General features: G+C 54.7%; 3 protein-coding genes. All 3 read right to left on the bottom strand.

Annotated features, from left to right (window positions below; translation table 11 throughout):
* On the bottom strand, positions 1–403 hold a 403-nt coding region (locus tag CW742_RS12985), incomplete at its 3' end, for a UbiX family flavin prenyltransferase (RefSeq protein ID WP_292421039.1).
* 327 nt (positions 404–730) lie between these two features.
* Positions 731–1,207: a hypothetical protein gene (locus CW742_RS12980; RefSeq protein WP_292421037.1), complete on the bottom strand. Its 477-nt coding sequence runs from the start codon at positions 1,205–1,207 to the stop codon at positions 731–733.
* Between the two features lie 15 nt (positions 1,208–1,222).
* The coding region (locus CW742_RS12975) for a hypothetical protein (protein WP_292421034.1) at positions 1,223–1,421 on the bottom strand (199 nt) is incomplete at its 5' end.

Raw genomic sequence — 1,421 nt, 5'->3', positions numbered from 1 at the left:
CCTCGGCAGCCAGCATATTCTTCAGATGGATTTTTGAGAGCGGCATCTCGCGGGTGACAAGGATGCACTTCCGTCCCTCCTTGAGGCAGACATCGGCGGTGCGGGTGATCAGGTTGTCCGTGTACCCGTTGGCAACAGCAGAGAGCGTCTTGGAGCTGCAGGGGATGATGACCATCCCGTCGTATTTGTGCGAGCCGCTTGCGATGGAGGCGAAGAGTTTGTCGTTTGCATGATAGGTTGCAGGGAATCCCTCAAGCAATACGCCCTCATGAGCCGCAATCTTCGCTGCAACATCCGACACAATGATATGGACCTGTGCATCCCTGCAGAGCACCTCAAGCAGGCGCCGGGCATAGATAGCACCGCTCGCACCCGTCACCCCGACAACGATCTCCTTCTTCATAATGAAACAACCGCCTCTCCTGTGATACCAATGTCGGAGCGCGGGGGAAAAAGAGTTTGTGTCTCTGACTGGTTCATCAGAACCAGGAAGACGAGAAGATTTGCAGAGCAAATCTTCGAAAACCGAGAGGTCCATCAGGACCTTGAGAAAGAGAAGAACTGCGCAGCAGTTCTTCGAAGAAACCTATCGGTTTCTTCTCGTTGTCGAGGTTCTGATGACCCTCTCCAACTTCGAGTTCCGAGGGGTCATCAGACCCCGAGGTGGAGAAGAACGCATCAGCGTTCTTCGACTTTCGACAGGTACGTCAGAACCCCTGATGAAAACGTCCTATCCCTGTTTCTCCGGCGGTTGTGGCTGCACCCGGTTCCTCGGCGGCGCAAAGAACCGGAACCTGACCTGCGACTCCTCGATTTTCTTTGCATGCTCGGGATTGATATCGCGGCGTGCCTCGATGACGAGCCGGTTGAGGATGTTATGGAGCCTGAGGGTGTCGTAGTCCTTGTCCTTGTACTCGTTCAAGAAATCCAGGAGGTCGTTTGTGCTCCGGAGCACCCCCGTGCACCCTACAAGGTTGAGCCGGTTCAGCGTCAGGGCAAGGTTCTTCTTGGCAACATCCATCTTGTACGGATCACCACCGGAAAGGTTGAGCTCAGTGATCGCGTTGAGGAGGTCGGCATAGACCCTGAACTTGTGGGCGCTCTCATGCATCCTTCGTTCAGCACTGCGGAGCTTCAGCATCGCAACCGCGATGACAGCCACGATTACGATGACGCCGCAGATAGTCACAATCCAGTCTTCAATCATGGTTATACCTCCGTTTCACGGCTTCCGCTTTGCAGCAGTCACATCCACCTTCACAAGATTGCCTTTCATCTCGATCTTGTAGGGACCGGTAACGTACATCGGGAACTGCTGGTGTTTCTCGAAACTGTGCGTGCGGCCGAACCCGTAGGTGTCAGCCTGGCCGTTGTCTATGTTCGTGACAGTCATCTCGAACCAGCAGTACTGCGGGTCATCG

The organism is Methanoregula sp., assembly GCF_002835825.1.
Classification (GTDB): Archaea; Halobacteriota; Methanomicrobia; order Methanomicrobiales; family Methanospirillaceae; genus Methanoregula.
Note: the sequence above shows the minus strand (reverse complement) of the source record. Positions and strands in the feature narration are given on the sequence as shown.

Excerpts from the sequence above, each read along its gene's own strand:
- CW742_RS12980 (WP_292421037.1), bottom strand. The coding sequence starts at position 1,207 with ATGATTGAAGACTGGATTGTGACTATCTGCGGCGTCATCGTAATCGTG.